The organism is Corynebacterium nasorum (assembly GCF_022347325.1).
Taxonomy (GTDB): Bacteria; Actinomycetota; Actinomycetes; order Mycobacteriales; family Mycobacteriaceae; genus Corynebacterium; species Corynebacterium kefirresidentii.
In genome coordinates, this window is record NZ_JAKRDU010000002.1 from 127825 (window position 1) to 150224 (window position 22400).

25 protein-coding genes, 1 pseudogene and 1 riboswitch are annotated in these 22400 nt (G+C 63.2%); of the genes and pseudogenes, 13 read left to right on the forward strand and 13 right to left on the reverse strand.

Translation table 11 applies throughout. The features are described 5' to 3' along the window. Positions 1-3: 3 nt before the first annotated feature. On the reverse strand, positions 4-1029 hold the full coding sequence (locus MHK05_RS02930) for an o-succinylbenzoate synthase (protein ID WP_239204711.1): 1026 nt from the start codon (positions 1027-1029) through the stop codon (positions 4-6). Between the two features lie 75 nt (positions 1030-1104). Here MHK05_RS02930 and MHK05_RS02935 point away from each other — a divergent pair, with 75 nt between their 5' ends. The 9 genes from MHK05_RS02935 (at position 1105) to menE (ending at position 8151) form a co-directional block, all read left to right on the forward strand. Continuing rightward, positions 1105-1566, forward strand: a complete 462-nt coding sequence (locus MHK05_RS02935) for a DIP1984 family protein (RefSeq protein ID WP_239204713.1) — start codon at positions 1105-1107, stop codon at positions 1564-1566. Positions 1567-1861: 295 nt separating this feature from the next. Beyond that, complete coding sequence (locus MHK05_RS02940) at positions 1862-2830, forward strand: 1,4-dihydroxy-2-naphthoyl-CoA synthase (RefSeq protein WP_239204715.1); 969 nt, start codon at positions 1862-1864, stop codon at positions 2828-2830. Between the two features lie 15 nt (positions 2831-2845). Beyond that, entirely contained in the window at positions 2846-2995 is a 150-nt protein-coding gene (locus MHK05_RS02945) for a hypothetical protein (protein WP_005322953.1), read from the forward strand. 91 nt (positions 2996-3086) lie between these two features. After that, a complete protein-coding gene (locus MHK05_RS02950; protein ID WP_005322954.1) occupies positions 3087-3275 on the forward strand; it encodes a hypothetical protein in 189 nt (62 codons plus the stop codon). A 169-nt stretch (positions 3276-3444) separates the two neighbouring features. Continuing rightward, on the forward strand, positions 3445-4611 hold the full coding sequence (locus tag MHK05_RS02955) for a metal ABC transporter substrate-binding protein (RefSeq protein ID WP_239204717.1): 1167 nt from the start codon (positions 3445-3447) through the stop codon (positions 4609-4611). Positions 4612-4617: 6 nt separating this feature from the next. Then, positions 4618-5304 (forward strand): metal ABC transporter ATP-binding protein, encoded by a 687-nt coding sequence (locus MHK05_RS02960; protein WP_005322958.1) that lies wholly within the window; start codon positions 4618-4620, stop codon positions 5302-5304. Further along, positions 5304-6134 (forward strand): metal ABC transporter permease, encoded by an 831-nt coding sequence (locus tag MHK05_RS02965; RefSeq protein WP_049377866.1) that lies wholly within the window; start codon positions 5304-5306, stop codon positions 6132-6134. The genes MHK05_RS02960 and MHK05_RS02965 overlap by 1 nt, the downstream gene beginning before the upstream one ends. Next, a complete protein-coding gene (locus MHK05_RS02970) occupies positions 6134-6961 on the forward strand; it encodes a metal ABC transporter permease (protein ID WP_239204719.1) in 828 nt (275 codons plus the stop codon). Before MHK05_RS02965 ends, MHK05_RS02970 begins: the two co-directional genes overlap by 1 nt. Positions 6962-7017: 56 nt before the next feature. Further along, positions 7018-8151, forward strand: coding sequence for an o-succinylbenzoate--CoA ligase (gene menE, locus MHK05_RS02975; protein ID WP_005322961.1), 1134 nt, complete (start codon positions 7018-7020; stop codon positions 8149-8151). On the opposite strand, the gene MHK05_RS02980 is transcribed toward menE, so the two are convergent. After that, entirely contained in the window at positions 8152-8823 is a 672-nt protein-coding gene (locus MHK05_RS02980) for a metal-dependent transcriptional regulator (RefSeq protein ID WP_034656208.1), read from the reverse strand. 214 nt (positions 8824-9037) lie between these two features. Here MHK05_RS02980 and MHK05_RS02985 point away from each other — a divergent pair, with 214 nt between their 5' ends. Then, positions 9038-9928, forward strand: coding sequence for a 1,4-dihydroxy-2-naphthoate polyprenyltransferase (locus MHK05_RS02985; RefSeq protein WP_023020498.1), 891 nt, complete (start codon positions 9038-9040; stop codon positions 9926-9928). On the opposite strand, the gene MHK05_RS02990 is transcribed toward MHK05_RS02985, so the two are convergent. Next, the gene (locus MHK05_RS02990) at positions 9925-10251 is read right to left on the reverse strand and encodes a DUF4229 domain-containing protein (RefSeq protein ID WP_239204721.1); all 327 of its coding nucleotides are present in this window, start codon (positions 10249-10251) and stop codon (positions 9925-9927) included. The two genes, MHK05_RS02985 and MHK05_RS02990, sit on opposite strands and share 4 nt — an antisense overlap. Before the next feature lie 38 nt (positions 10252-10289). Here MHK05_RS02990 and MHK05_RS02995 point away from each other — a divergent pair, with 38 nt between their 5' ends. Further along, positions 10290-10535, forward strand: a complete 246-nt coding sequence (locus tag MHK05_RS02995; protein WP_239204723.1) for a hypothetical protein — start codon at positions 10290-10292, stop codon at positions 10533-10535. Here MHK05_RS02995 and relB read toward each other — a convergent pair. The 8 genes and pseudogenes from relB to MHK05_RS03035 form a co-directional block, all read right to left on the reverse strand. Beyond that, positions 10532-10792 carry a type II toxin-antitoxin system RelB family anti-toxin gene (gene relB, locus MHK05_RS03000; protein ID WP_023020496.1) on the reverse strand — a complete coding sequence of 87 codons (261 nt, stop codon included), beginning with the start codon at positions 10790-10792 and terminating at the stop codon, positions 10532-10534. The two genes, MHK05_RS02995 and relB, sit on opposite strands and share 4 nt — an antisense overlap. After that, complete coding sequence (gene ccsB / locus MHK05_RS03005) at positions 10793-11812, reverse strand: c-type cytochrome biogenesis protein CcsB (protein WP_239204725.1); 1020 nt, start codon at positions 11810-11812, stop codon at positions 10793-10795. It abuts the gene before it with no gap. A 93-nt stretch (positions 11813-11905) separates the two neighbouring features. Then, entirely contained in the window at positions 11906-13537 is a 1632-nt protein-coding gene (gene resB, locus MHK05_RS03010) for a cytochrome c biogenesis protein ResB (RefSeq protein ID WP_239204728.1), read from the reverse strand. Between the two features lie 7 nt (positions 13538-13544). Beyond that, the gene (locus MHK05_RS03015; RefSeq protein ID WP_239204730.1) at positions 13545-14348 is read right to left on the reverse strand and encodes a cytochrome c biogenesis CcdA family protein; all 804 of its coding nucleotides are present in this window, start codon (positions 14346-14348) and stop codon (positions 13545-13547) included. Next, positions 14349-14954 carry a TlpA disulfide reductase family protein gene (locus MHK05_RS03020; RefSeq protein ID WP_023020492.1) on the reverse strand — a complete coding sequence of 202 codons (606 nt, stop codon included), beginning with the start codon at positions 14952-14954 and terminating at the stop codon, positions 14349-14351. Next, complete coding sequence (locus MHK05_RS03025) at positions 14954-15562, reverse strand: histidine phosphatase family protein (protein ID WP_239204732.1); 609 nt, start codon at positions 15560-15562, stop codon at positions 14954-14956. Before MHK05_RS03025 ends, MHK05_RS03020 begins: the two co-directional genes overlap by 1 nt. 8 nt (positions 15563-15570) lie before the next feature. Further along, positions 15571-16872, reverse strand: coding sequence for a glutamate-1-semialdehyde 2,1-aminomutase (hemL, locus tag MHK05_RS03030; RefSeq protein ID WP_239204734.1), 1302 nt, complete (start codon positions 16870-16872; stop codon positions 15571-15573). A 526-nt stretch (positions 16873-17398) separates the two neighbouring features. Further along, positions 17399-17712, reverse strand: a pseudogene (locus MHK05_RS03035) (DMT family transporter). Positions 17713-17720: 8 nt separating this feature from the next. Then, a riboswitch (guanidine-III (ykkC-III) riboswitch) is annotated at positions 17721-17786 on the reverse strand. A gap of 31 nt (positions 17787-17817) precedes the next feature. Between MHK05_RS03035 and MHK05_RS03040 the strand changes: the two are divergent. Continuing rightward, positions 17818-18666: an NAD(P)-dependent oxidoreductase gene (locus tag MHK05_RS03040; RefSeq protein WP_239204735.1), complete on the forward strand. Its 849-nt coding sequence runs from the start codon at positions 17818-17820 to the stop codon at positions 18664-18666. Positions 18667-18782: 116 nt separating this feature from the next. Continuing rightward, the gene (locus tag MHK05_RS03045) at positions 18783-19856 is read left to right on the forward strand and encodes an HNH endonuclease signature motif containing protein (RefSeq protein WP_239204737.1); all 1074 of its coding nucleotides are present in this window, start codon (positions 18783-18785) and stop codon (positions 19854-19856) included. Positions 19857-19955: 99 nt separating this feature from the next. On the opposite strand, the gene MHK05_RS03050 is transcribed toward MHK05_RS03045, so the two are convergent. Together MHK05_RS03050 and hemE are read right to left on the reverse strand one after the other, a co-directional pair. After that, positions 19956-21335: a protoporphyrinogen oxidase gene (locus MHK05_RS03050; protein ID WP_239204739.1), complete on the reverse strand. Its 1380-nt coding sequence runs from the start codon at positions 21333-21335 to the stop codon at positions 19956-19958. Beyond that, complete coding sequence (gene hemE, locus MHK05_RS03055; RefSeq protein ID WP_239204741.1) at positions 21336-22370, reverse strand: uroporphyrinogen decarboxylase; 1035 nt, start codon at positions 22368-22370, stop codon at positions 21336-21338. Between the last annotated feature and the right edge of the window lie 30 nt (positions 22371-22400).

The window sequence follows — 22400 nt, forward strand, 5'->3', positions numbered from 1 at the left end:
AACCTAGTCAGACAGGTGAGGCCAGCAGGCGCGAAGGCGGTCGAACCACCAATCGCGGCGGTCGGCGGGGGCAGCGAGGGCAGTCAGGCGGTCCGGGTCGGGGGCGAGGATATCGGCGGGGAGGTGGCCATCGACAAGCGGGCGCGGGGCGGTGACGTCTTCTGTAAAGAGGGAGCCGGTGGCAAGTCCAGCGGCGGCCGGGGTGACGTCGATGTCTTCATCGTCGTAGATGCGCGGGAGGGCAGCAACGGCCGCGAGGCCCATATTGATGCCGATGGAGGTGTCGAGCGCGGAGGCCACCGTGATGTCCATGTGACGCTGGCGCAGGTGCTGGGCTACCTCGAGGACGCGGCGCACGCCACCGAGCGGGGCGGGCTTAACCACGGCGACGTCTGCGGCCTGCAGCTCGGCGACGCGATAGGGGTCGGCGACCTTACGAATGGACTCATCGGCGGCCACGCGTACGAAGAGGCCGGCGCGCATGAGGCGGCCGCGCACTTGGGCGAGCTCCTCAGTGGTAGCGCATGGCTGTTCCATATAGTCCAGCGGCATCATCATCTGCGCAGCCTGGACTGCTTCCTCCACGGTCCAGCCGCCATTGGCATCCACGCGCAGGATAGGGATTTCGCCGCGTTGGGTGATGGTGTCGCGGACGGCGCGTACGCGAGCGGCGTCGTCGGCAAGCGTGTGTCCCTTTTCTGCCACCTTGATTTTGAAGGTGCGGCAGCCGGGGTAGCGCTCCACTAGGGCCGGGACCTCGCTGGCGGGCACGGCCGGAATGGTGGCGTTGACCTCGATGGAATCGCGCACCGGCTCCGGAAAGCCCTCGTAGGCGGCCTCGAGCCCCGCGCGCAGCCACGCGGCGGATTCAGCCGGGCAGTACTCCAGGAAGGGTGCGAACTCGCCCCAGCCGGCCGGGCCATCGATGAGGAGGGCCTCCCTCGTGGTGATGCCGCGGAAACGCACGGCAAGCGGGAGGGAGACTACGTGGGCGCGGTCGAGGACGTCATCGATATGCATGGTTTTCATGGTAGCGCTCTCAGACCATTGACCCTTCCCCCACTCTGCGCTACTTTGGGAACCTATACCAATAAAGGAGGAATTATGCTGCTAGCTGAGGCATTGGCGGAACGCGCCCAGGCGCAGGAGCGCCTCAATAGCCTGCACGAGCGGCTGCTCGCCGTGGTTCGCGTGCAGGAGGGCGATACCCCGGAGGAGGATCCGCAGGAACTGCTGCGCGAGCTCGACGGCGTGGCCGGGCGCATCGATGAGCTGGTTCAGGCCATCAATGCGACGAATATCGCCACCGCCTTCGATGAGAAGATGAACTTGATGGAAGCCCTCGCGCTGCGCGACGGCCTCTTGCGCAAGCGCCGCATCTACCACGACCTAGCGCAGCGGGCGGGCACGCGCTCGGATCGTTATTCCCGCACCGAGATCAAGTTTGTCTCCACCATCCCGGTGGCGGATATGCGCAAGCGCGTCGACGATCTATCTAAGCAGTACCGCGAGCTGGATACCCGCATCCAGCGGCTGAACTGGAATACCGAACTGAAAAACGGATAGTCATGTCGCGCGCCGCATAGAGCGCGCGATGGTAGCCCACACGCCTGCAGCGAGCAGGCCCCCACCCTGGAGGGGAAAATCCTGGGACACAGGCCCCCTTTAGCGCTTTTAAAAGGGGCGGGGAGTTCGACTCTCCCCATGGCATGGAGTACGGCGCTGGTATGGCGTACACGGGTATTGTGCGGGGCAAAACCTCGCAGTATCGCGTATTGATTATTACCGGCCTGCTGGGCAGCGCGTGTGGGTGAGGGTTGGGAATGGGGACTATTCTTCTTTTGCCACTAAGCTGGCCGATATGAGCGAGCAGAAAAAATACAGCACCGATAATCCCTTTCGGCCGGAATTGTGGCATTCCGTAGAAGGCTTTGAGGACCTCACGGATATCACCTATCACCGGCTCAACGGTGAGGGCCGCAAGAACGGCATCGTGCGCATCGCCTTCGACCGCCCGGAGGTGCGCAATGCGTTTCGCCCGCATACCGTAGACGAGCTCTACCGCGCAATAGATCACGCCCGCCGCACGCCGGATGTGGGCACGATTTTGCTCACCGGCAATGGCCCTTCCGAAAAGGATGGCGGCTGGGCGTTTTGTTCCGGCGGCGACCAGCGCATTCGCGGCCGCTCCGGCTACCGCTACGCCACCGAGCACGCCCATGATGACGCCACCGCGGATGAATCCACCGTGGACACCGCCCGCGAAAAGGTGGAGGGCGGTCGCTTGCATATCCTCGAGGTCCAGCGCCTTATCCGCACCATGCCCAAGGTGGTTATCGCCGTGGTCAATGGTTGGGCGGCCGGCGGCGGTCACTCGCTGCACGTGGTCTGCGATATGACGGTCGCCTCCCGCCAGGAGGCGCGCTTCAAGCAGACGGACGCGGACGTGGGTTCCTTCGATGCCGGCTATGGTTCGGCCTACCTAGCTAAGATGGTGGGCCAGAAATTCGCCCGCGAGATTTTCTTCTTGGGCCGCACCTACGATGCCCAGCGCATGTATGAAATGGGCGCAGTCAATGAGGTTGTCGATCACGCCGACTTGGAAGACGCCGCAATCCAGATGGGCCGCGAAATCAACGGCAAGTCCCCAACAGCCCAGCGCATGCTGAAGTTCGCTTTCAACCTGACCGATGACGGCCTCATGGGCCAGCAGGTCTTCGCCGGCGAGGCGACCCGCCTGGCGTACATGACCGACGAGGCCGTCGAGGGCAAAGAAGCATTCCTCGAAAAGCGCGACCCGCAGTGGGAGCAGTTCCCGTATTACTACTAGCCAGGAGTTAGCACGATGTGGATTTTCGCCATCGGCTTGGCCACACTTGCACTGGCGGGCGTCATCGTCTCGCGAGTGTGGATGCTCAAGCGTATCAAGGATGCGCAGGACAGCGGGGAGCGTCCCTTCGATCAGGAGGACACCCCGCGCAATCCATACATGTAGCGGAGTAAATGGCGTGGGACGCCCTCGGACCGGAGTGAGACATCTCAAGCAATTGTGGACATGCCCATAGTTAATACTTAAAGTGTCGAACATGAAACTCTGCAACTCATTCGTCATGCTCGCAGCACGCGTCGCCCTGGGCGTAATTCTCATCGCCCAGGGCTGGCAAAAGTTCTCCGAATGGACCGTCGCCGTCGCGGGCCTGATGCTCGCCGCCGGCCCCGGCATACGCTCCCTGGATCAGCTCCCCTTCAGCAAAAAGGCAAAAGTAGCCAAATAAGGCCACCGCTTCCTAGCCTCTCACTTCACTCATTGAAGTGAGAGGCATTTTTAAATTTTGGCAGCTTAAGGAAGAGATAGGACCACCTAAGTTCATTACGTTGAACAATCTAGTTCAAGGGTGCTAGTGTTTGTTGAGTTCACTTCTCCTAATACAAAGGAAGTTCATTATGAGCTCAAATCACAGCACCCCACGCCGGCCCCTACAGCGCATTCTCGCAGGCACCTGCGCCCTCGCACTCGGCGCCAGCCTCGCCGCTTGCAGCGCCTCGAAGGAATCCATCGACGCTGCAAAGCCGAAGGACGGCGACACCGTCAAGGCCGTGGCCACGACTACCCAGATCTGCGACTACCTCACCCAGGTAGCCGCCGGCGGCCTCAAGCTCCACAAGGTCGACTCCCAGGGTGCGGAGACCAACTCCGGCGAGGGCCCAGTGACCCTCGACCTCACCTGTTTGCTCGCCCCCAACGCCAGCGCCCACGAGCACGAGATGACCCCACAGCAGATGCAGGCGCTCTCCCAGGCCGACTACATGTTCGTCAACGGAGTCGACCTCGAGCACTTCCTCGACCAAGCCGTGGACTCCTCCGGCTTCCACGGCGTCATGGCCGTGACCTCGGGCGTCAAGAGCGAAGGTATGGGCGATGGCAACGGCAAGTACACCATCGACGAGGGCATCGAGCACGTGAGCCCGCGCCCGTGGCCTTTCCCGGGGGAGGACGGCGAGGCCCCAGAATTCAAGTACGACCCGCACGTGTGGACCTCCCCGAAGCAGGCCAAGATTCAGGTCGACAACATCGTCAACACGTTGTCCCAGGCCTCCCCGCAGGCCAAGGACGCCTTCACCGCCGCCGGCAAGAAGTACACCGACCAGTTGGAGGACCTCGACAAGTGGGCCAGCGATTCCATGTCCGCAGTTTCTGAGCAAGACCGCGTGCTCTTCTCTTCCCACGACGCCTTCGGCTACTTCTCAAACGCATACGGCGTGAAGTTCATCGGCTCCGCACTGTCTGACTTCAACAACCAGCAGGACGCCACCTCGCGCCACATCGACGAGCAGGCAAAGCAGATCCGCGAGTCCGGTGCCAAGGCCATCTTTGCGGAGAATTCCAACAGCTCGAAGTCCATCGAGGCCATCGCCCGCGCCGCAGGCGTCAAGGCGGTTACATCCGACGACGCTTTGTACGGCGACTCGCTAGGTGTGCCAGGCAGTGAGGGCGAGACCTACATCGGATCCATCGTCCACAACATCAACACCCTGGTCAGCGCCTGGGACTCCGAACAGCAACCGTTGCCGGAATCGCTGCAGGCATTCGACGTCGCCAAGCGCAAGTAGCTCTATATGTCTTCCCCATTAATCACTCTGCGCAATGCCACCTGCGGCTATGGCGCCCGGGATATCCTCACCGACGTTGATCTTGAGATCCGCGCGAGCGAGGCCGTGGCGCTCCTGGGGGCCAACGGCGCGGGCAAGTCTACGCTGCTCAAGGCAATCACTGGCCTGGCTGCCTTGCGCGGCATGGCCACCATCGACGCCTCGCTCGGCTACGTCCCGCAGTACCAAGACTCCGACCTGAGTTTTCCCGTCACGGCTTACAAGGTCGTGGAAATGGGCCTTTTGCCATCAGTGAGCTGGTGGCATAGGTGCACGAGCATGCGTAGCTATCGCGGCCATGTACTCAATGCCCTGCGACAAGTGGGGATGGAGCACCTCGCCGAGACGCGGTTTGGCCAGCTCTCGGGAGGGCAGCGCCAGCGCGTGCTCATCGCGCGCGCGTTGGTTTCGGCCCCGGAGCTGGTGCTTCTCGACGAACCCTTCAACGGGCTTGATCAAGAAAGCCGCCGAATCCTGATTCAGATCATTGCGGATCTCAAGGAAGCAGGAATCGCCCTGCTCGTCTCCACTCACGACCCCATCTTGGCGCAGCACACCTGCGACTGGGCGGCGTTTGTGCTCGACGGCAAGGTCCACACCATGGGAACCGAGGAAGCAGTGGAAACCTATATGGAGCAAGGTGCGCGACTGTAATGGAGCAGATTCTCTTCGCCCCGTACCTGCGCAATGCCTTCCTCTTCCTGCTGTGCCTATCGATTGTGGGGGCTGTCATTAGCGTCCTCGTTAATCTCCGCCGCATGGAATTTACGGTGGAAGCCCTCGTGCACTCGGTTTTTCCAGGCATCGTGGTAGGGCTCATCGTGGGCGGCATCCCGGGCATCGTGCCGGGTGCGGCCGCGGTGGCCACGGTGACGGTGCTGGTGCTGGCTTCTCTGGGTTCTGGGCGGCGCCAGTCAGCGCGGAAGCTGGATATAGAAGCCGGAACGGCCGTGGTGCTGACCTTCATGTACGGCATCGGCGTGGTCATCAGTTTGGCCTATGGCGACAAGTCCGGGCAGCTGGAGGCGCTCATGTTTGGCCGGCTTCTCGACGTCACGCAGTCCAGGCTGGCAACCTCCGTCACGCTCTGCGTGATTGCGGCACTGCTCATCCTGACAACCTGGCGCATGCAGATTCTCGTCGCTTTCGATACAGCAGCGGCCCGCGCCATGGGCGTCAACGTGGCGGCTTATGAGCTCATTGCGAATGTCGCGGTTGGCCTAATCGTGGTGGCGGCTAGCTCGGCAGTGGGTGTGTTGCTGGTTATCGGTTTTATTGTCATTCCAGGCCTCTCGGCGCGCTTGATCGCAGGATCCCCGCGCAGCATGTGCTTCTGGGCTGCGGGCTTGTCCACGCTGGCAGTGGTGGTGGGATTTGCCATCATGCTGTCCCAAACCGCGCACCAGATTTCGCCGCAGGCAATCGTCAGCTTGATGCTGGTTGTCACCGTGCCGCTAGCGGGCTTGAAGGGGGTATTTAGCTAATGGGACTGTCTCATCTTGATCCAGAGATCCTGCGGATGCCCCTCCTTGAGGCCATTGCTGTGGGATGTTTATCTGGCTTGGTTGGAACCTTGATGGTCATGGGCAAGCGCGTCTTTTTCGCCGAGAGCCTGTCGCACGGAATCTTCCCCGGCGCGGTGCTCGGCGTAGTGGTGGCCAACCTTCTGAGCTTGGATCTCTCCACGGGTTTGATGGTGGGCGCGGCACTGTTCTGCCTACCTTTGGCCTGGCTTATGCGGTGGTTGAGTACCGTCGAGGGCATTTCTTCGACCGCTGCCGCCGGCGTGACGCTCACCCTGGGATTTTCCCTGGGCATCTTGTTGCTGCGCTGGTTCCAACCGCTACCTATCCACGTGGATAGCTTTCTCGTGGGCTCGCTGACCACTGTCAATGCGCAGGATGTCTGGTTTGTCAGCGCCCTGGTGGTGGTCAGCCTTGGCGTGCTGGTAGCATTTCGCCGGACGTTGGTCTCCTTCTACTTCGACCAGACGTCCTTCCGCACACAAGGTGGAAATCCCGGCTGCTATGACTTGCTTACCCTCACGCTTATCAGCGTGACCATGGTGGTGGTGATTCCCGCGGTGGGCACTATCTTGTCCCTGGCGCTGCTGGTAGCCCCGGCGGCGGCGTTGCAGCCGTGGATCAAGCGCCCGACCCAGCTCATGCTCGGTGCCGGTATCGCGGGCATTGCGCTGGCATGCGGCGGGCTCTGGCTGGCGGCCGCACTCAGTTTGTCGGCGGGCGGCTGCATCGCGGTGCTGGCGGGTGTGTTCTATTTGCTCAGCATGGGGCTGCGGGCCTTGCTCTAAACGCCCGGCGCGCCGCCTCCCGGGACGAGCGATATGCCCGGGTAACCTGATTATTCGTGACTCATATCCTCGCCCCACTCCCAGTCGATCCCCGCAATCCCGCAGGAATTTTGGATGACCTCGAGAAGGCCATCGCTGGGCAGACCACGCTCTTACCCCTTCCCGCAGCGGACCGCACGCGGACGGAATTGCTGCGCAACCACATGCGCGCGGGCGAATCGATTGCTGAGGACATTGCTTTGGTGGTGTCCACCTCGGGTTCCACGGGCACACCGAAGGGTGCGCAGCTAAGCCCGCTTAACCTGGTGGCGAGTGCGGATGCCACCCATTCTTTCCTGGGTGGCCCCGGCCAATGGCTACTGGCCATGCCCGCCCACCACATCGCGGGCATCCAGGTGCTCGTGCGTTCGTTGGTGGCGGGTGTGGAGCCACTGTGCCTCGACCTGTCCCAAGGCTTTAACATCACCGAGTTCGCCCGCGCAGCAGAAGAACTCGCCCACACCGAGGACCGCATGTACACCGCGCTCACACCGATGCAGCTGCACAAGGCACTCGATTCGCTGGACGGCATCCAAGCACTGCGCCGTTTCAACTCCATCCTGGTAGGTGGAGCAGCGCCACATCCCCAGCTATTGGAATCTGCGCGCAAGCTCGACATCACCGTGGTAACCACCTATGGCTCCTCGGAGACTGCGGGCGGTTGCGTCTACAACGGCACTCCCCTGCCCGGCACCGAGGTGCGAATCGGGGAAGATAACCGCATTTTCCTGGGCGGGCCGACCATTGCGCAGGGCTACCGCAATGTGGAATCGCGCGACTTCGTCGGTGGCTGGTTCGCAACTTCCGACGCCGGGGAGCTCGACGCCCACGGTCAACTCACCGTCACTGGACGTCTGGACAGCATCATCAACTCGGGCGGGTTGAAGTTGCACCCAGAACAACTGGAACAGCTCTTGTTGCAGGTACCGGGCGTCGACAGTGTATGCGTGGTGGGCATCCCTGATCCACGTCTTGGCCAGATGATCGCCGCAGCTTACACCGGCTGGGCCTCGCGCACCGACATCCTCGAAGCGCTCGATGACCTGCCTCGGTGGCAGATTCCGCGCGAGATTATCCGCATTGCTGAGATGCCGCTGACCGGCCCCGGCAAGGTGGACCGTCGTGGTGTCGCAGGGCTCTTTAAGAACTGATTAGACTTCGTTAGCGCGCACCGTCACGTCGGCGGCCGCGACTTCCGCAAGAGAGAACTCCTCGTCCCCTGCGTGCAGGTTGAGCAGGCCCGCAACGCGGGAATCGACTACGACCTCGACGCCCAGGCCGACGCCATGGCTGTCGAGGTAGCGCAACAGCTCGGTGTCTCCGTCGCATACCCGCTCGATGGTGACAGGGGTGTGAAGGGGGACGTCGTCAAGCGTGAGCGTGCCAAGGTCCTCGATGCTGCCCTGCGCGTCGGGGATGGGATCGCCGTGGGGATCGCGCTGAGGATGGCCCAGGTGCTGATCGAGTCGATCGATGAAGCGATCGGAGCATGCATGCTCGAGGAGATCGGCATCCTCGTGAACCTCGTCCCAGGTGTACCCCAGCTCTTTGACCAAGAAGGTCTCGAGGAGACGATGGCGGCGGACCATGCCCATGGACAGTGCCTGGCCCTCTGGGGTCAGCGAAACGCCAGCGTAGCGCTCATGTTCCACCAGCCCTTGGGCAACGAGACGCTTTACGGCTTCCGACGCCGTGGGCACCTTTTGGTTCAATCGCCCCGCCAGCTCCTTGAGCGCGATGGGCGCGCCGCCGGAGTGCTCGGAGAGGTCCCACAGGACTTTGAGGTAGTCCTGGGTACGTTCAGGGAGATCGCTTAAATGCATGACATTCATCGTAGTAAAGGCCTTGCCCCGCGAGCGATTCACATGATAACTTTAAGAAAGTTCAACGCATTGAACTTTTGTCACGGGTGTGGCCCACAGCCGTCCTTTCTTGGGTACGTACGACGCGCTTCCGCCATACCCGTGGCTTTTATATATCCGCCGTGTGCGTCCCTTGTGCACAGCATGCCCGCGGTGGCGTGGCACAATAACTGACATGTCACTTTCTGCCTATCCCGCAACTGCCAAAGACTGGCTCCAAGGCGCACGCCCGCACACGTGGGCTAATGCCTTCGCCCCAGTCATCGCTGGTACTGGTGCCGCAGCGGCTGCCGACGGCGCGCACTTCGGCCGCGCGCTTCTCGCCCTCGTGGTGGCGTGGGCGCTCATCATCGGTGTCAATTACGCCAACGATTACTCGGATGGCATCCGCGGCACCGACGACGACCGCACCGGTCCGCAGCGCCTCACCGGCGGCGGCCTGGCCCGCCCGCAGCAGGTGAAACTCGCGGCCTTCGCCGCCTTTGCCGTGGCCGGACTCGCCGGCATCGCGCTGTCTTTTGCGGCGCACGCCTGGTGGCTCATCCTCGTCGGCGCGCTATGCATCACCGGCGCGTGGTTTTATACCGGTGGCAAGAACCCGTATGGCTATCGCGGGCTCGGCGAGGTCGCCGTCTTTATCTTCTTCGGGCTCGTCGCTGTGCTCGGCACCGAATTCACCCAGGCCGGCCGCCTGTCGTGGTCGGGCCTCGCGCTGGCCGTGGGCATCGGCGCGATGAGCTCCGGGGTGAACTTAGTCAATAATATCCGCGATATTCCCTCCGACGCCGAAACCGGCAAGATTACGCTCGCCGTACGCCTCGGCAACGAGAAGGCGCGCCTGCTCTTTACGGTGCTACTCCTACTGCCATTCCTGCTGACCATTGGCATTGCCTTCAGCAGCTGGCTCGCACTCGCCGGCTTGGTCTACTTTCCCTTCGCGCTGCGCGCCATTCGCACCGTCAATCGCGGCGCTCAAGGACCAAAGCTTATCCCCGTGCTCGGCCTGACCGGCCGCGCGATGCTCCTGTGGGCGATTATCGAGGCCGCCGCACTCATCCTCGTCTAGTCCTGCGCGGCGCGCCCTTCTAGCTCCGCCTGCACCCAGCGTTTGTGGGCCTTGCGCTGGGCGGAGTACTCGGCCAGCGTTTGGGTGGCCTCGATGCGCCACTTTTTAAAGATGAGCATCGAAAGCGGCAGCGCCACGAAGAGCGCCAGCAGCGCCGCGATGAGCGGTGGAATGGGAAAGCCGATGGCGAAGGACAAAAGCTCAATCACCACCGTCAAAGCGATAAAAAGTACTACGCGGGCGAGCCCGTACTTCCACAGCGCCGCGCGCGAACGGCGGCGCAGTTCTGGGTCCGGCTTGGGTGGCTCAGGATTATGCGTCATGGGGGTTGATTGTACGCGGTGCAGGTAGAATTCCACGCATGGGCCGAATCATCCTCCTTTTACTCTTTGTCCTCGCCGCCTACTTGGTGTGGAAGGCCTTCGGTCCCTCCACATGGAAAAAGCGCGAGGTGGACCAACCCCGCGCCATCAAGGGCCCCGACGATGATGAGGAATTCCTCTGGAACTTAGAAAAGGAGCGCTTCAAGCAACGCCGCGCACAGGAGGCAGAGGAAGAAAAACGCCGCCAGCGCCGCAATCGCGACACCAACGGCGAGAAGGATTAGGATTCCTTCGGCACGAAGCGCATCTCCAAGCCGAGGGCCTCGGCCACGGCGGTAACCTTTTCCCACCGCACGCCCGCGCCCCCATGCTCAATGGTGTGGAGGGTGGAGCGGGAGATACCGGCGGCGTCGGCAAGCTGCTGCTGCAAAATGCCCAACTCGCGGCGGCGCTCGGCAAATTGCGCGCCCAGGCCTAAAATCACCGCATTATCACCAGCCGGCTTGCCCGGCTTATGGCGCGGGCTCGTATGCTCCGCCATTTAATTCAGCCCCGCATAGGAGTGCAGGCCGGAGACAACCATGTTGATAAAGAAGAGGTTGAAGACCATCAGCGCCATCGCCATGACATTGATCCACGGCGCAGCCTTACGGAACGCCGGCGTTGCACGCGCGTGCAGGTAGGCGGCATAAAGGATCCAGGTAGCGAAAGACACGGTTTCCTTCGGGTCCCAGCCCCAGAAGCGGCCCCAAGCGGACTCCGCCCAGATAGCGCCCAAGATGATGCCCAGACCCAAGGTCGGCAGGGTGATCACGGCCAGACGGTAGGCCAGCTGGTCAATCTTCGCGGCCGAAGGCAACGGGCGGGCTATAGCACCGAAAAAGCCATGCTCGGCATGCTTCGGCTGTGCCATACGGAAAAGGGTCAGCAGCGAGACAATGCCGGAGATAATACCGATAGATGCGCCCAAGGACACCACGGTGACGTGGATGGGCAGCCAGTGCGACTGCAGCGCCGGCACCACAGGGGCAGACTCGGCATAGAGCTTGGTGGAGCCATAAAACATCAGCGCCAATACCGGGGTGAGCAGCCATGGCCACACGGTGCGCCACTCCTTACGCTGCATGGCAATATTGCCCACCAGCAGCACACCGAAGCTCACCATCAGCACGTACTCGTATAGGTTGCCAAAGGGGAAACGGCCGGTAGCCAGGCCACGCAGCACAATCGCCGCGGCGTGGAGCGCAATGCCTACCCACATCAGCGAGCTGGTCATACCGCCGAGCTTATCGGCCTTGCGCTCCTTCTCCTTCAGCTCACCTTCCGTGATACCGGAAGAGGACTGGGCCACCTCGCCCGCATAGCTCTGCTTATCGACGCCCCCAGCGCCCGCCCCCACCAAGACCTTCGCGGCCTGGGACTTCACGGCACGGCGGCCCTCGATAATTCCCTGCATGCGGCCGTAGTAGAACAGCGACATAAAGAGCGCGACGCAGTACACCACAAAGGCGGTCTGCACCGCGATATCCGAGAAATTAGACAGATTCTGATCGATCTGCATGAACGCTCCTAGCCAATACACGTGCGGGATAGTGCTGATTACCTTACTCAGCGAAACGGCCTAGTCCAACTTTTGTTGGACTAGGCTGACGTACTAATCATCGGTATAAAGCTCGTCTTCTTCGACCTCATCTGGGTCCGGCAGCTCCAGCAGCGCGCGGTGCAACTCGTGGAATTCCTCGGACCAACCGGCGCGGTCGGTGCGGGCGAGACCGCCCATTTCCACATCGGTGCCGCCGGCCGCGTTCGGCCGCAGGCGGATATAGACGCGGCGGCGCTTAATCACCAGCGAACCCACCAAGGAGATGAGCATTACCAGCGCGGAGACCAGCACCCACTTCTGGAAGGGGTCATAAGAGACCTGGTAATTGGCAAACTCGCTGGCGCCGTCGAAAGTGATCTTGGTGCCATCGTCCAGGGTGACATCCTCACCCTGGTTGAGGTTCACGCGGTCAATCTTTCGCAGCTGGCCGGAGTGCACCAGGTTCGGATCCAACGAGAAGAAGGACTGCGGGGTGCCGGTATCCAAGCCGGCATCACCACGGTAGATATCGATGGCCATGGCCGGATCCTGCAAACCTGGGTAGGAGGACTGCAGCAGCTTGCCGTTCTCACCGGCCCACTCAGCCGTAGGCGCGAAGAGGCCCTGAATGGCGATCTGATTTTGACGACGCTCATAGAGGTCCGGGTGCATGCCGGCCGGCGGGTCAAAGCGCATCGCGCCGGAGGACAAGAAGAAGGTCGTGTCATTCGGCTGGAACTGAATGGTCTGGGTGCGCTTTTCACCATTGGGCCATTCCACGGTGACCGTCGGCGCGTAGCCATGGCCCTGCAAGTAGACGCGGTTATGCGCGAGCCGCAACGGGTGGTTGACCTTGAGCTCATAATCCTTCCACTCGGAGTCATCCTTGTAGATGCCATCGCCCTCCGCGTAGGAGACGTTGGAGGTAAACATCTCGGCCTGGCCGTTCGGCAGGTACTCGGCCGCGAAGTCATGGGCGACGAGGCAGAAAGGGTGGAGCCCGGTGCCGTCGAAAAGCGGGCCGGCGCGGAAGGAGTCAAAATTAGACGTAGAGGTATTGCAGAACTCCGTGGACTGGTCCAGGGTCTGGCCGCCGCCCTGCGAGCCAGACTCAGTGACCACGATGACCTGGCCTTCGTAGTTGACCAGTTTGCCGGCGGCAACCGTAACCAGGATGGCTACCAGCGCCACGTGGAAAATGAGGTTGGCTAGCTCGCGGCCGTAGCCGCGCTCCGCGGAGAAGGTATGCACGCCGGCACGGTCCTTCTCCGGGGAATACTCGGCCACGCGCCACCTCTTCAGGCGCTTCTTAATTTCCGTGGATAGTTCCTCCTCGCTCTTTTCCGAGTGCCCCTCGGCCGCCAGCGGCAGCTTGTGGAGGTACTTTGGCGCGCGCGTCGGCGGGGTCTTCCACGCCTTATAGTGATCCCAGGAGCGCGGCAGGATGCAGCCAACCAGGGAAATCGCCAAGAGGACGAAGATGGCTTGGAACCAGACGGAGGAAAAGACGTCGAAAAGCTGCAGCTTGTCATAGATCTTCGCCACGTTGCCATTGGACTCGATAAAGTCTTGCACGTTCTGCTCGTTGAGATCGCGCTGCGGCAGCAAAGAACCGGGGATCGCGGCCAGCGCCAGCAAGAAGAGCAGCGCTAGCGCGGTGCGCATACTAGTCAGCCAATGCCAGGCTTTGCGGAAATATTTCACGTCTCTCCTAAATAAGGGTTGCGCCGTAGTTGCCGGTCCACTGGCGGATGAGGCTAATGAACTCGCCCCACAGGCCGGTTACCAGGGCCAGGCCGACGAGGATCATAGCCACGCCGCCGATTATCTGGATGGTATGCGAGTGCTTGCGGGCCCACGAAATCGTGCGCATCGCCCGCGCGGAGCCCAGCGCCACCAGAAGGAACGGTAGGCCCAGGCCCAGGCAATAAAAGATAATGAGCAGCACGCCGCGCGCGGCCGTCATACCCTCGGTGCCGGCCGATACGGAAATGATGGCGGCCAGCGTTGGGCCCAGGCACGGCGTCCAGCCCAGCGCGAATACCCCGCCGAGCAGCGGCGCCCCCAGCCAGGTGGTCCAGCGCTTCGGTGCTAGGCGGGTGTCTTTCTGCAGCGCTGGAATCGCGCCCAAGAAGACCACACCCATCAGGATTGTCACGCCGCCGCCGACCCGCATGAGCATTTCTTCATTGAGCTTTAGCGCGGAAATCGCGCCGAATACGGAGACCGTCGCTAGGAGGAATACCACGGTGAAGCCGAGGATGAACAAGGCCGCGGCCAGCACAACGGCCCATTGCCTGCGCTTGCCGACGCCCACCCCCAGCTCCCCATCGAAGGTAACCTCACCGCCTACCACGCCGGCCAGGTAGGAAATATAGCCGGGAACCAGCGGGATCACACACGGACTGGCGAAGCTCACCAGCCCCGCCACGGCGGCCGCGAGGAGGCCCAAAATAAGTGGGCCGGAGGTCACGGCCTCGGCAAAGGAGTTGCCGAAGCTCGCTGCGTTGTCCATTTATTCCTTTTCTAACTTGTCCACTACATCCATCACGTCTTTAGCGGTGATGGAACGCAAAAAGACCGTAGCCGGGCGGTGCTGTTTATCCAAGACGATGGTGGTGGGCACCACAGAAGTCGGCACGCCACCTAGGGCCGCGGCGGTCTTAAACGGCGGATCATAGATGGAGGGATACTTCAGCCCATTGTCTTCGAGGAAGTCATTGGACACCTGCGGGTTATAGTCGCGCACATTGATGCCCAAGACGGTGCCAATCTTGCGCTTTTGCAGCTCAGAGTGGACCTCTTGGAGGTCATCGGCCTCGCTGCGGCAAGGCGCGCACCACTGTCCCCAGGAGTTAAGCACGACGATTTCGCCGTCATAGTCTTCCAAGGAGATGGTCTTATCCGTATCGCGCACATCCTCGCCGGAGAATGTGCGCAGCGGCTTGCGCTCGGATTCCTCGTAATTGATGACCTTCTCGCCGCCGGGGGTGATGAATTCGAAGTTACCGCCGGTAGCAACCGCGTTTTGGGCGTTATCGGAATCCTGCGCGCACCCAGCAAGGGTCACGGCTGCTGCCGCCAGCACCGCGCCAACTGCGCGTTTGCGTCGTAGTGCCATTAAATCTCCTGCGCCGGCGAAGAGTAGAAAATATCGGTGACCTGGTTGTCTTCAAAAAGCAGGGAGGTTACCGAGGCCAAGTCGCATTCGCGGTTCCACGGCGCGTGCGGCAAGCGCTGGCCGAGCACGGTGCGCTGCACCATCACGATGGGCAGCTGGTGGCTGACCAAAATCGCCTCGTGGCCGGCGGCGGCGGTACGGGCGCGCTCGATGGAGCCCAGCATGCGCTCGGCAATCTGCTCATAAGGCTCGCCCCACGATGGCTCCAGCGGATTGACCAGCAGCGGCCAACGGCGCGGATTCCACAGTGCGGAGCGCAGACCCTTGGTGCGCAGGCCCTCGAAGCGATTGCCGGATTCAATGAGCGTCTTATCGACGTCCACGTCCAGTCCCGTTACCTCCGCAATCGGCCGCGCTGTCTCTTGGGCGCGCTGCAGTGGCGAGGCTGCCAGGTAGGTCACATCATGGTCGCGAAAGGACTCCGCGGTTCGCGCCGCCATGGAATGCCCGCGCGAGGATAGGTGATAGCCCGGGATGCGCCCGTAGAGGATCTTCTCTGGGTTGTGGACCTCGCCGTGGCGTACGAGGTGAACGATGGTGCGTGTCATGTCTCTCCTTAGTTTGCGGGACGCGCAGCGGCCGCAGCCTGTGCGGCGGGCTTGAGGGCCGCCTCGATGAGTTCAAAGTCGGCGTCGTTAAGAGCATCCGAGACAAACCAGGTCTCGAATGGGCTCGGCGCGACATAGATGCCGTTATCCAACAGGGCGTGGAAGAACGGGGTGAAGCGGAAGGTCTCGGCCGCCTGCATATCGGCGAAGTTGCGACCCTCGCCCTCGGCAAAACGGATGGAGAACATCGAAGACGCGCGCTGAATGTGGTGCGCTACGCCCTCGGCCGACAGCGCATCAGAAATCATGCCGGTCAGGCGGTCCGCATTGGCCTGCAGGCGCTCATAGAGCGATTCATCGGCCAGCTCCAAAGACTTCAAGCCCGAAGCCATCGCCACCGGGTTACCGGAAAGCGTGCCCGCCTGGTAGACCGGTCCTTCCGGCGCGAGGTAGTCCATGACCTCGGCGCGGCCGCCGAAGGCAGCGGCCGGCAAGCCACCGGAGACGACCTTGCCAAAGGTCACCAGGTCCGCCGCCACGCCGTCGACGCCGTACCAACCCTTATAGGAGGTGCGGAAACCGGTCATGACCTCATCGAGGATGAGGAGGGCGCCGTCTTCATGGGCGACGTCGGCAAGCGCGGCGTTGAAGCCCTCATCTGGTGCCACGGTGCCCATATTGCCGGCCGAGGCCTCTGCGATAATGCAAGCAATCTCGCCCGGGTGCTGCGCGAAGGCCTCGCGCACGGCCTCGATATCGTTATAAGGAACGACGATGGTATCGGCCGCCGTCGCGCCCGTCACGCCCGGGGAATCCGGCAGCGCAAAGGTCGCCACACCGGAACCGGCCGAGGCCAGCAGGGCATCCACGTGGCCGTGGTAGCAGCCTTCAAACTTCAATACCTTGGCGCGGCCGGTAAAGCCGCGGGCCAGGCGCACCGCGGACATGGTGGCCTCGGTGCCGGAATTGACCATGCGCACCTTATCGGCCGCGGTGCGCGAAACGATGGCCTCCGCGAGCAAAGCTTCGCCTTCTGTAGGCGAGCCGAAGCTCAAACCGCCCGCAGCCGCCTTCTGCACGGCCTCCACAATCTCCGGGTGCGCGTTGCCGTGAATCATCGGACCATAGGAACTGACCAGGTCAACATACTCATTGCCATCGGCATCCCACAGGCGCGAACCCGCGCCGCGCTCAATGACGCGGGCCTGGCCACCCACGGAGCCGAACGCGCGCACCGGCGAGTTCACCCCGCCCGGAATCACCTTGGAGGAACGCTCAAACCACTGTTGCGACTGGGAAGTATTAGGCATGTCTGACATTCTAGCGATTCGCGCGCTATACAAAAGTTGGACTGCGCGATTCACAGTCAGCCGCTAAACTTCGGGGCGTTGCACTTTTCAATTCGGGGGGATTTTCAATGCAGCGCACTGTCATTTTCGCCATCCTGGCCGCTTTCTGCCTCGCCGCTTGTGCCCGGCCCGCGCCCGAACGGCCGCTGCCTACCTCGGTAGGTGCCGCCCCGCTTGCCGACGCCCCCTCCTGGCAGCCCCCTCCCCACCCTCTCACCCCTCGCGACCTGCCGCAGGAAGACACGGCGCCTCCTTCGCCGCCGGCCGCGGAACCTTCGCCGTCAACCGCGGCGCCCGCACCGCGACCGGCAGCGCCACGCCCTCCCGCGCGGGATAAGAGCGGACTGCCGAACCTCAACATTCCGCCGCATGAGGTCCGCGGGCGCATCGAGGACGCGGTGCCTGATATGCCGGCAGTGCCCGCCGTGCCTGCGCCCGCCCCACCGCCTGCGCCGCCGCTGCCTCCCGCGCCGCGGATTCCGGGTCTCTAACTCACCGCTTTCAGCCCCACGATGCCGCCGATGATCATGGAGAGGAAAAACACCTTCCACACCGTGGCGACCTCGTGCCCGGCCGCGAAGGAATAGATAACCGCCCCGACGTGCCAACACCCGCCCACACCGCATAGGCCGTGCCTACCGGGATGCTGCGCATCGCCCACGCCAGCCCGCCCATGGAAATCGCGCAGGCCACGAGGAAAATAAGCGAGGGCCACAAACGCGTAAAACCTGCGGATTTATCCAATGCCGCCGCCCACACGGCCTCGAATGCGCCGGAGAAAATCAAGATGAACCACGCCATAACTGCTTCCTGGCCGTCTTGTCGCGTTGCCGGGTACGGCTCCCCCGTCCGGGGCTCGCGCAAGACGCGGCGAACCTGCACCCAATGATGGCACACTGGGAAACCATGAGGATTGCATTTCTTGGAACTGGCCGCATGGGAACCGAACTAGCCCGCCGCCTGCTCAATGAGCAAGACGGCATCGAATTGACCGTCTGGAACCGCACCGCCGAGCGTGCCCAGCCGCTGGTGGAGGAAGGCGCCGAGCTTGCCGCCTCGCCCACCGAGGCCCTAGTGAACGCCGAGGTCATCATCACCTCGCTCTTCGGGCCTGACGATGTCCGCGAGGTCGTCGTCGAGCCGCAGCTCATCCCCGCCGGCGTGACCTGGATCGATACCACCACCGTCTCGCCCAACGATGCCCGCGAATTCGCCGCCGCCGTGGAAACCTACGTCCACGCCCCGGTCGTCGGCACGCTCGGCCCGGCCCGCGCGGGCAAACTCGGCGTCTATGTGGGCACGCCCGACGATGACCGCCGCGAGCAAGCCATGTCCCTCGCCGAGTCCTGGGCGGGAGAAGACAAGCTCATCGGGGTGGAGGCGGCGGCCACGGCGGCCATCGGAAAGCTACTGGCGAACCTCGCGCTCGCCGTCACCGCCGAGGGCCTGCTCGAAGCCCTGCAACTCGGCGAATCCGAGGGCCTAGACTCCGAGGTTGTGCTGCAAATGCTTGATATCACCGGTCTGGCCTTCATCGCCAATATGAAGGCGCCATTTATCACCGGCGAGCGCAATACCGACCCGGGCGATTTCACCGTCGACGCCCTGGCTAAGGACGCGAAGCTCATGGAGATGACCTCCACCAAGCCGCTGCCAGCCCTTACCGCCGCCATTGGCCGCTTCGAGGAAATGCAGGCGATGGGCCACGGCAATCAGGACTTCTCCTCCATCTTCGTCTTCCGCAATAAGGGCTAGTTATCCACAGGCCCGCAGCGAGTGCGGGCCGAAATTCGCCCTTCCGGCCCTAGTTATCCACAGATTCGCGCGCTCGCCCTCGCACGGATTGCGCGCGGTGGCTTAGGCTGCGGGGCATGACAGCTCTTCAGACCTATCTCGCGGCCTTGGCGCCCGGCATCGATATCGTTGCCGGGTGCGCTGGCATGTCTGAAGACCAGCTGTGCGCCGCCGGCGCGCCCAATAAAACGGCCCGCACCTTGCTCACGCTTGCCGACGCCCTCTTTGCCCCCACCTCCTTTAGCCGCCTCCAACGCCAGGCAGTTAACGCCGCGCGCGAGCGCGCCCACCCGCTGCCCACGCTGGAAGTAATCGAGCGCTACGCCGCCCGCGCCAAGACTAAGCGCGACGCCTGGCGCCTGCGCGTAGAGCTATGCCGCACTGCCGCCGATACCGAGGAAATGGAAAAGCTCGCGCGCAAAAAGCTGCGCGAGCTCAATCCCCCGGCCCCTCCGCGCCCCGGCGTGCGCATCCGCCGGCGCAAGGACGCGCCATGGACTCTCGCGATTACCGGGCCTTCCTCGCTCATCGCGGACTTGGAATCCAGCCTGGACGAGGACGCGCCTCTCGATTCCGTTGCGGAGCTCTTCTCCCCTTCCGGCGCCGCCCCAGCCACCCGTCCAACCATTACGACGAATGCAATTATCACGCTCGACGAACTCGACCGCATCATCGACGGCGACGGCGAAGAAATCACCATCCAGCTCACCGACGGTGCCCGCCTCACCGGCGCGGAACTTGTCTCGCGCACGCTGGCAGAGCGCGGGCTTATCACCCTCGTCCATCCCTACGAAGGTGCGGTCAACCTCTACCGGACGGAACGCATGGCCAGCGAAAAGCAGCGGCTCATGGCTGCCGCCGAAAACCCTGTGTGCCCGTGGCCCGCGTGCAACTACCCGGCGGATAAATGCCAGGTGCATCACCTGCAAGCGTGGCGACACGGCGGCGAGACCAACATGTCAAACCTCGCCACCTGCTGCCCGTACCACAATGGTGTCAATGACGATGACCCGAATGCCCCGCCTGTCCGCGGGCGACTCGTTCGCCGCCGAGGTCGCGTGGTGTGGCAACCGCCATGGGCCGATACCGCCGCATCGCCGTCCAGCCCGAACGAGCCAGTGCAACCGACCCCGCCGGATCCACCGCACTAGCACTCATGCCGCTAGGCAGCAGGATGCCCTGCTGCCACTTTGGCATGCCCACACCACGCCACAGCGTATGACCCGGAATGCACGAATCGTGCGGCACCGCTAGCCGACGATGCGCGCGGCGGCGGCGCGGGCATCCGCAATGACGTTGGGCACTCCAACGCCGCCGGCCCAGGCGCCGGTGACATCGACTCCCGGCGTCGCCGCGAGGGTACCGCGTGCGCCGGCCACAGTTTCGAGGTGCCCGGCGTCGTAGCGCGGCAGGCCGCCGAACCAACGCTGGGTGAAGATCTCCGCGACACCCGCGGCGCGGCCGTCGAAGCCGGTGAGTCGCTGGAGGTCATCGAGGGCATAGTCGACGAGGTCGTCTTCTTCGGCGCGGACGATGGCGTCGTCGCCAAAACGGCCGAAGGAGGCACGTACGAGGGCACCGCCACGCTCAGCCAAGTGCGGCCACTTGCGGGAGGAAAGTGTAAAGGCCTTGGCGTGCACATCGTCTTGGTCGGTGGCCACGAGAATGCCGGAATTCTGCGGCAAAGCGTTTCCCGAAGGGTCTGTATCGGACTCGAATCTCAGCCCCACGACGGCCGACGCTGCCAACTTCACTCCCTTCAGCCGTCCCGCCGCCTGCGGGGCGACCTTGCTAAGAAGGCGCGCCGCGGTCGGAGCCGGGGTAGCTACCAGCACGCGATCAAACGGCGCCGCATCGGCTGGTGCTCCGGCCAGGCGGAATTGCTCGCCCTCGCGAGTGATGCCGGAGATAAAAGTATCGAGGTAGATCTTGGCGCGGGATTGCTCGGCCAGTGCCTCATAAAGCTCCGCGTAGCCGCCGCGGAAAGTCTGGAAGACGGGGCCGCTGCTGCGGGGCGCGGCCGCGCGGGCCTCCTCCAGCGTGCGGACCGCGGCCGAGAGAGTCACTGGGCCGCGCTCGGACAGCGCGTCGAGGGTCTCCGCCAGCGCCGGGATGGTCGCGCGCAAACCCAGATCATCGGCCGAACAGGAGTACACGCCGCCGAGGAGGGCGGAGATAACGTGGTCGACGAGGTCGTCGCCAAACTGCTGGCGCACCAGCTTGCCTGCGGAAACGTCGCTGCCCGCCGTCCACTCGAAGGGCTCCTCATTGTCGATGCGGCGCGCGGTCTCGGCCGAGACCAAATGCGCGACCGGCTCCGAGTGCGAAGGAATGCCCATCATTCCGCCGCGCGGCAACGGCTTGAGCTCGCCGGAATACACCAACGAATGCATCCCGGAGGGCTCGACCAAGCTATCGCCGAGGCCGAGGGATTCGATAAATTCCACGGCGTCGCGCCGGCGGGCGAGGAAGGCCTCGGCGCCCATGTCGGTCGGGCCGTCGTTAAACGGCACAGAGTACAGCTTGCCACCGATGCGGCCGGCGGCCTCGAAAACCTCGACGTCGTGGTCGCGCAGCTCGTAAGCGGCCGTCAAGCCCGCCAGGCCGGCACCGATAATCGCAATACGCATTTAGCCCTCCTCGTGGATGATGGAAACGGCGCGGGTGATGGCCTCCGCGTCGGTGGTTGGCAGGACCCCGTGGCCGAGGTTCCAGATGTGGCCGTCGATATAGCCGCGCTCGCGCGCCCGATCGACCTCGCCGCGGATGGTGCGTACGGCCTGGCGCACGGCGTCGTCGCCGGCAAAAAGCATGGCCGGGTCAAGGTTGCCCTGCAGCACGCGGGCGCTCACGCGCTCGGCCGCGGCATCCATGGGCACGCGATAGTCGACGCCCATGACCTCCGACCCCGCCTCCGACATTGCTGGCAAGAGCTCGCCGGTGCCGACGCCGAAGTGGATGCGCGGAATATCTACGCCGGCCAGGATTTCTCGCGAATACGGCAAAACGAATTCGCGGTAGTCGCGCTCGTTGAGGTAGCCCGCCCAGGAATCGAAAAGCTGCATGGCGTCGATGCCGGCGTCGACCTGCACCTGCAGGAAGCGGGTGATGGTAGGCACCAGGCGGCGCATGAGCAGATGCCAGGTCTCCGGCTCGGCGTGCATGAGGGCCTTGGTGCGCTCGTGGTTCTTAGACGGCCCGCCCTCAATGAGGTAGCTAGCCAGCGTGAACGGCGCACCAACGAAGCCGATAAGCGCTTGGGTTTCGGTGAGCTCGGCCAGGATGCGGGTGATGCCTTCGGTGACCTCGGGGACATCGGCCTCTAGCAGCGGCAGCTTGCCGACGTCCTCCCTACTCCGCACCGCCTGCTCCATCACCGGCCCGCGACCCGGCACGATGTCGACCTTGACGCCGGCGGCTTTGAGCGGGACGACGATATCGGAAAATAAAATGGCAGCATCAACGTCATGGCGGCGCACCGGCTGCAGGGTAATTTCTGCTAGCAGTTCTGGCATGAAGCAGGAATCGAGCATGCTAATCCCCTCGCGGGCGGCGCGGTATTCCGGCAGCGAACGGCCAGCCTGGCGCATGAACCAAACTGGGGGTCGGGAGGGGGTGCGGCCGAGGGCGGCGTCGATAAGCGGGGCACGATTAAGTCGAGACATGCCCCAATTATGAATCAAAAGTTGGAGTGG